The sequence below is a fragment of the Variovorax sp. P1_H12_2 genome (assembly GCF_056405335.1).
Window position 1 is genome coordinate 1 of the sequence record NZ_JBFUCI010000393.1, and the last position, 6,158, is coordinate 6,158.

The window sequence follows — 6,158 nt, forward strand, 5'->3', positions numbered from 1 at the left end:
TGGCCGATCACCGGCGCCACCTTCATCCTGATGCACAAGCTGCAGGACAAGCCGGTGCAGGCCACGACCACGCTCAAGTTCTTCGACTGGGCCTACAAGAACGGCGACAAGACCGCCGGCGACCTCGACTACGTGCCGATGCCCGACAAGGTCAAGGGCGCGATCGCCACCGCCTGGGGCGAGATCAAGGACGCCTCGGGCAAGCCCGTCGCGATCAAGTAAGCCACCTCGGCGCGCATATGAGCACACCGCTTGATCGCGCGCCGGCTTCGGAGCGACACGTGTCATCCACATTCCCAGCCAGCGCCACCACGCTCGACCTCCCGGCCGAGCGCGCCCGTGCCCAAGCCGGCCCGCCCCCGGCCAAGCGGCCGCGCAGCGGCCCCGCCACCGATCGCCTGTTCGGCTGGGCCGCCAAAGGCGCCGCGCTGCTGACGCTCGCGATGCTGATCGGCATCCTGCTGTCGTTGCTTGTCGGCGCCTGGCCCGCCATTTCCAAGTTCGGCCTCGGTTTCCTGACCAGCAGCGTCTGGGATCCGGTGAAGGACGAGTATGGCGGCCTGGTGATGATCTACGGCACGCTGGCCACCTCGCTGATCGCGCTGCTGATCGCGGTGCCGGTGAGCTTCGGCATCGCGCTGTTCCTCACCGAGATGTCGCCGGCCTGGCTCAAGCGGCCGCTCGGCACCGCGATCGAGTTGCTCGCCGCGGTGCCGTCGATCGTCTACGGCATGTGGGGTCTGCTGGTGTTCGGCCCGATCCTCTCGACCTACGTGCAGCAGCCGCTGCAGAAGCTGTTCGAGGGCGTGCCCTATCTGGGCGCGCTGGTGGCGGGCCCGCCGGTGGGCATCGGCATCCTGTCGGCCGGCATCATCCTGGCGATCATGATCATTCCGTTCATCGCCTCGGTGATGCGCGACGTGTTCGAGGTCACGCCGCCGCTGCTCAAGGAATCGGCCTACGGGCTCGGCTCCACCACCTGGGAAGTGGTTTCCAAGGTCGTCCTGCCCTACACCAAGGCCGGCGTCATCGGCGGCATCATGCTCGGCCTGGGCCGCGCGCTGGGCGAGACGATGGCCGTCACCTTCGTGATCGGCAACACCAACCAGCTCAATTCGCTGTCGGTCTTCGAGCCGGCCAACAGCATCACCTCGGTACTGGCCAACGAGTTCGCCGAAGCCGGCGCCGGCCTGCACCAGGCCTCGCTGATGTACCTCGGCCTGGTGCTGTTCTTCATCACCTTCGTGGTGCTGTCGCTGTCCAAGCTGCTGCTGCAGCGCATGAAGAAGAGCGAGGGCACCAAGTCATGACCACCGCGGAACGCCTCCTGAACGCCAAGACGCTGGACGAGACGCGCGCGGCGCGCTTCGCCGGCCGCAAGCGGGTCAACTTCATCGCATTGACGCTCTCGCTGGCCGCGATGGCCTTCGGGGTCTTCTGGCTGGTCTGGATCCTCTGGGAAACGCTGCGCCTGGGCGTCGGCGGCCTGGCGCTCAGCACCCTGACCGAGATGACGCCGCCGCCGAACGAGGCCGGCGGTATCGCCAACGCGATCTTCGGCTCGCTCGTGATGGTGCTGCTGGCGACCTTCGTCGGCACTCCGATCGGCATCATGGCCGGCATCTATCTGGCCGAGTACAACGTCAAGGGCTGGCTGTCGACCATCGTGCGCTTCGTCAACGACATCCTGCTGTCGGCGCCCTCGATCGTGATCGGTCTGTTCGTCTATGCGGTGGTGGTGGCCTACTTCAAGTCCTTCTCGGGGCTGGCCGGCTCGCTGGCGCTGGCGCTGATCGTGATCCCGGTGGTGATTCGCACCACCGAGAACATGCTGCAGCTGGTGCCGCCGGGCCTGCGCGAAGCGGCCTACGCGCTGGGCACGCCCAAGTGGAAGGTGATCCTGAGCATCACGCTGCGCGCGGCGCGCGCCGGGGTGGTGACGGGCGTGCTGCTGGCGGTGGCCCGCATCGCCGGCGAAACCGCGCCGCTGCTCTTCACCGCGCTCAGCAACCAGTTCTGGACCTCCGACGTGACGCAGCCGATGGCCAGCCTGCCGGTGACCATCTTCAAGTTCGCGATGAGCCCGTACGAGAACTGGCAGCAGCTGGCCTGGGCCGGCGTGTTCCTGATCACGGTCGCGGTGCTGGCGCTCAACATCCTCGCGCGGATCCTCACGCGCAACAAGCTCTAAATAATCATGCCCACCACTCTCGCCCAGCCGACGCGCTCGAAGATCTCGGTCAAGGACCTGAACTTCTACTACGGCAAGTTCCACGCGCTCAAGGGCATCAACCTCGAGATTCCCGAGAACAAGGTGACCGCCTTCATCGGCCCSTCGGGCTGCGGCAAGTCSACGCTGTTGCGCACCTTCAACCGCATGTTCGAGCTCTATCCGGAGCAGCGCGCCGAAGGCACGATCGCCCTCGACGGCGAGAACCTGCTGACCTCCAAGCAGGACGTGGCGCTGATCCGCGCCAAGGTCGGCATGGTGTTCCAGAAGCCGACGCCGTTCCCGATGTCGATCTACGACAACATCGCCTTCGGCGTGAAGCTGTTCGAGAACCTGAGCGCGTCCGAGATGGACGACCGGGTCGAATGGGCGCTGAAGAAAGCCGCGCTCTGGACGGAAGTGCGCGACAAGCTCCAGCAAAGCGGCTCGGGGCTCTCGGGCGGCCAGCAGCAGCGCCTGTGCATTGCGCGCGGCATCGCGATCAAGCCGGAAGTGCTCTTGCTCGATGAACCCTKCTCGGCACTCGACCCGATCTCCACGGCGAAAATCGAGGAGTTGATCGCCGAGCTCAAAAGCGAGTACACCGTGGTGATCGTGACGCACAACATGCAGCAGGCGGCGCGCTGCAGCGACTACACCGCCTACATGTACCTGGGCGACCTGATCGAGTTCGGCGCGACCGAAGACCTCTTCTTCAAGCCGAAGCGCAAGGAGACCGAGGACTACATCACCGGCCGATTCGGCTAAGGGGACAGACATGACCGAAAAGCACCTTTCCAGCCAGTTCGACAGCGAACTCAACACCGTGTCCTCGCGCGTGATGGAGCTCGGCGGGATGGTCGAGGCCCAGATCCACCAGGCGGTCTACGCGCTGCAGGAGTTCGACGCCGAGGCGGCCGAGCGCGTCACCGAGACCGAGCACCGCGTCAACGCGATGGAGATCGAGATCGACCGCGAACTGTCGTCGATCATCGCCCGCCGCCAGCCGACCGCGCGCGACCTGCGCCTCCTGATCGCGATCTCCAAGACCACCGCCAACCTCGAGCGCGTGGGCGACGAGGCGAACAAGATCGCGCGCATGGTCAAGTCGATCATCGAGAGCGGATCGGCCCGCGCGCTGCCCTCGTCCGAGCTGCGCATCGCCGCCGACCTGGCCTCGGGCCTTCTGCGCAAGGCGCTCGACGCCTTCGCGCGGCTGGACACCGCGGCGGCGCTGTCGATCCTCAAGGACGACGACTTGATCGACAAGGAGTTTGACGGCTTCGTGCGCAAGCTGGTCACCTACATGATGGAAGACCCGCGCAAGATCTCCGCCAGCCTCGACCTGCTGTTCCTCGCCAAGGCCATCGAGCGCATCGGCGACCACGCCAAGAACATCGCCGAGTTCATCATCTACATCGTCAAGGGTGCCGATGTGCGGCACACTTCGATGCAGGAGATCGAGTCGGCACTGCAATGAAGTTCGCCTGCAATTCATGAAGAAACCTAGGATCCTGATCGTCGAAGACGAGTCCTCGATCGCCGAGCTGATCGCCGTCAACCTGCGTCACAACGGCTTCGAGCCGATCTGGGCCGAGGACGGCGCGGCGGCGCAGCGCGAGATCGATGCCTTCCTGCCCGACCTGGTGCTGCTCGACTGGATGCTGCCGGGCCAGAGCGGACTGCAGCTGGCCCGCCAATGGCGCAAGGACCCGCGCACCAAGGCCATCCCGATCCTGATGCTGACCGCGCGCGGCGATGAGCCCGACAAGGTGGCCGGGCTCGATGCCGGCGCCGACGACTACATCACCAAGCCCTTCTCCACGCAGGAGATGCTGGCGCGCATCCGCGCCGTGCTGCGCCGCCGGGCACCCGAAGCGGTGGCCGAACGGGTCGAGATCGGCGAACTGGCGCTCGATACCGCCACCCATCGCGTCACCTGGCAAGGGGCGCCGCTGAAGGTCGGGCCGACCGAGTTCAAGCTGCTGGGCTTCCTGATGCAGCACGCCGAGCGCGTCCACAGCCGCGCCCAGCTGCTCGACAAGGTGTGGGGCGACCACGTCTACATCGAGGAACGCACGGTCGACGTTCACGTCAAACGCCTGCGCGAGTCGCTCGGTGCCGCCGCGCCGATGGTCGAGACCGTGCGCGGCGCGGGCTACCGGCTCACTGCCCAGGCCACGGTCTGAAAATCCAACGCGCCAGAGGCCCGGTCGGCTGCGACCGGGCGGGATAATTGCTCTGCATGCCGTTTCGTATCGCCACTTTCCTCACGGCTTCCGCCCTTGGCGGCGGCGCGGCCGCGGCGCTGCTGGGCTGGCACCATGCCTGGCTCGGCAGCTGGCTCGGCGCGCTGGTGTGGCTGCTGCTCGACGCCTGGCGCGCCCAGCGGCTGCTGAACGTGCTGCGCAAGGACGTCGCCGGCCTGCCGTCGCGCGGGCCCGGCGTCTGGGGCGAGCTGTCCGAGCGCATCCGCAAGCTGCTGCGCGAGCGCGAGCAGCAGACCCGCCAGGCCGAGGACCGGCTGCAGGAGTTTCTTGCCGCCATCCAGGCTTCGCCGAACGGCGTCGTGCTGCTCGACGAGCAGGGGCGCATCGAATGGTGCAACCAGACCGCCGCCGGCCAGTTCGGGATCGACGCCGAACGCGACCTGCTCCAGCACCTGGCCAACCTGGTGCGCGACCCGGCCTTCGTCGCTTACCTGGCCTCCTGGAACTACAGCCGCGACGTGGTCATCGATGCCCCGGCGCAGGCCCCGCAGCATCGCGGCCATCCGGCGCGGCTGTCGGTGCAGGTGCACCCCTACGCCGGCAATCGCCGCATGCTGCTGACCCGCGACATCACCTCGCTCGAGCAGGCCGAGGCCATGCGGCGCGATTTCGTCGCCAACGTCTCGCACGAGATCCGCACGCCGTTGACGGTGCTGGCCGGCTTCGTCGAGACCTTGCAGAACCTGCCGCTCGATGCCGAGGAGCGGGCCCGCTATCTGGCGCTCATGGGCCAGCAGTCGCACCGCATGGAGACGCTGGTCAACGACCTGCTGACCCTGTCGCGGCTGGAAGGCAGCGCGGCCCCGCCGGCCCATCGCTGGACCCGCGTGCGGGCCCTGATGGCGCAATGCGAGGACGAGGGCAGGGGGCTGTCGAGCCGGCTGTCCTCTCAGGGTCACCGGCTGTCGTTCTCGATCGAGGCCGACTCCGAGATCGCCGGCGGACCGACCGAGCTGCAGAGCGCGATGTCCAACCTCGTGAGCAATGCCATCCGCTACACGCCCGGCGGCGGCGAAATCGAGGTGATCTGGCGCCTGCTGCCCGACGGCCGAGGCGAGTACGCGGTGCGCGACAGCGGTCCCGGCATCGCTGCGGAGCACCTGCCGCGCCTCACCGAGCGCTTCTACCGCGTCGACCGCAGCCGCTCGCGCGAGACCGGCGGCACCGGCCTCGGCCTGGCGATCGTGAAGCACATCGCGCAGCGCCACGGGGCCGAATTGCGCATCGAGAGCACGCTCGGCAAGGGTTCGCGGTTCGCGCTCGTGTTTCCGGTGGCGCGCCTGCGGCAGGCTTCGCCGCTCAGCGTCGTTGCCTGAGCGTGAACGCCAGCAGCGTGATGAACAGCCCGGCCGTCAGGGCCAGCGCCAGTGCCCCCATCATCCAGAAGGCCAGCGGCGAGTGCATCGCTGTCCAGGGGCCGAACCCGCGATAGGCCAGCAGGTAGCTGCCGCCAAGTCCCACGCCCCACAGCAGCGTGCAATAGAGCACCAGCGGCAGCACGGTGACGCGGTAGCAGCGCAGCACGAAGACGCACAGCGTCTGCAGTGCATCCGCGAAGTGATAGATGGCGGTGGCCAGCAGCAGGGTGGCGCCGAGCGCGACCACCGCCGGGTTGGCCGAGTAGATGTCCGCGAGCTGCCAGCGCAGCGTGGCCATCGCGGCGGCGAACAGCAGCGCGA

At 67.4% G+C, this 6,158-nt stretch carries 6 protein-coding genes and 2 pseudogenes; 7 read left to right on the forward strand and 1 reads right to left on the reverse strand.

The genetic code is table 11. The annotated features are described in order from the left end of the window. The 7 genes and pseudogenes from AC1D2K_RS28060 to phoR form a co-directional block, all read left to right on the forward strand. Positions 1–222: pseudogene (locus tag AC1D2K_RS28060) on the forward strand (phosphate ABC transporter substrate-binding protein PstS); the annotation flags it as partial. A 17-nt stretch (positions 223–239) separates the two neighbouring features. Then, complete coding sequence (gene pstC / locus AC1D2K_RS28065) at positions 240–1,310, forward strand: phosphate ABC transporter permease subunit PstC (protein ID WP_478092816.1); 1,071 nt, start codon at positions 240–242, stop codon at positions 1,308–1,310. Further along, a complete protein-coding gene (gene pstA / locus AC1D2K_RS28070; RefSeq protein WP_478092817.1) occupies positions 1,307–2,191 on the forward strand; it encodes a phosphate ABC transporter permease PstA in 885 nt (294 codons plus the stop codon). Before pstC ends, pstA begins: the two co-directional genes overlap by 4 nt. A gap of 6 nt (positions 2,192–2,197) precedes the next feature. After that, positions 2,198–2,977, forward strand: a complete 780-nt coding sequence (pstB, locus tag AC1D2K_RS28075; RefSeq protein ID WP_478092819.1) for a phosphate ABC transporter ATP-binding protein PstB — start codon at positions 2,198–2,200, stop codon at positions 2,975–2,977. A 10-nt stretch (positions 2,978–2,987) separates the two neighbouring features. After that, a complete protein-coding gene (phoU, locus tag AC1D2K_RS28080; RefSeq protein WP_478092820.1) occupies positions 2,988–3,689 on the forward strand; it encodes a phosphate signaling complex protein PhoU in 702 nt (233 codons plus the stop codon). 16 nt (positions 3,690–3,705) lie between these two features. Beyond that, positions 3,706–4,398 (forward strand): phosphate regulon transcriptional regulator PhoB, encoded by a 693-nt coding sequence (gene phoB, locus AC1D2K_RS28085; RefSeq protein ID WP_442283080.1) that lies wholly within the window; start codon positions 3,706–3,708, stop codon positions 4,396–4,398. A 56-nt stretch (positions 4,399–4,454) separates the two neighbouring features. Continuing rightward, positions 4,455–5,795: a phosphate regulon sensor histidine kinase PhoR gene (gene phoR, locus AC1D2K_RS28090; protein ID WP_478092823.1), complete on the forward strand. Its 1,341-nt coding sequence runs from the start codon at positions 4,455–4,457 to the stop codon at positions 5,793–5,795. On the opposite strand, the pseudogene AC1D2K_RS28095 reads toward phoR, so the two are convergent. After that, a pseudogene (locus AC1D2K_RS28095) lies at positions 5,779–6,158 on the reverse strand (MATE family efflux transporter); the annotation flags it as partial. The gene phoR and the pseudogene AC1D2K_RS28095 overlap by 17 nt on opposite strands.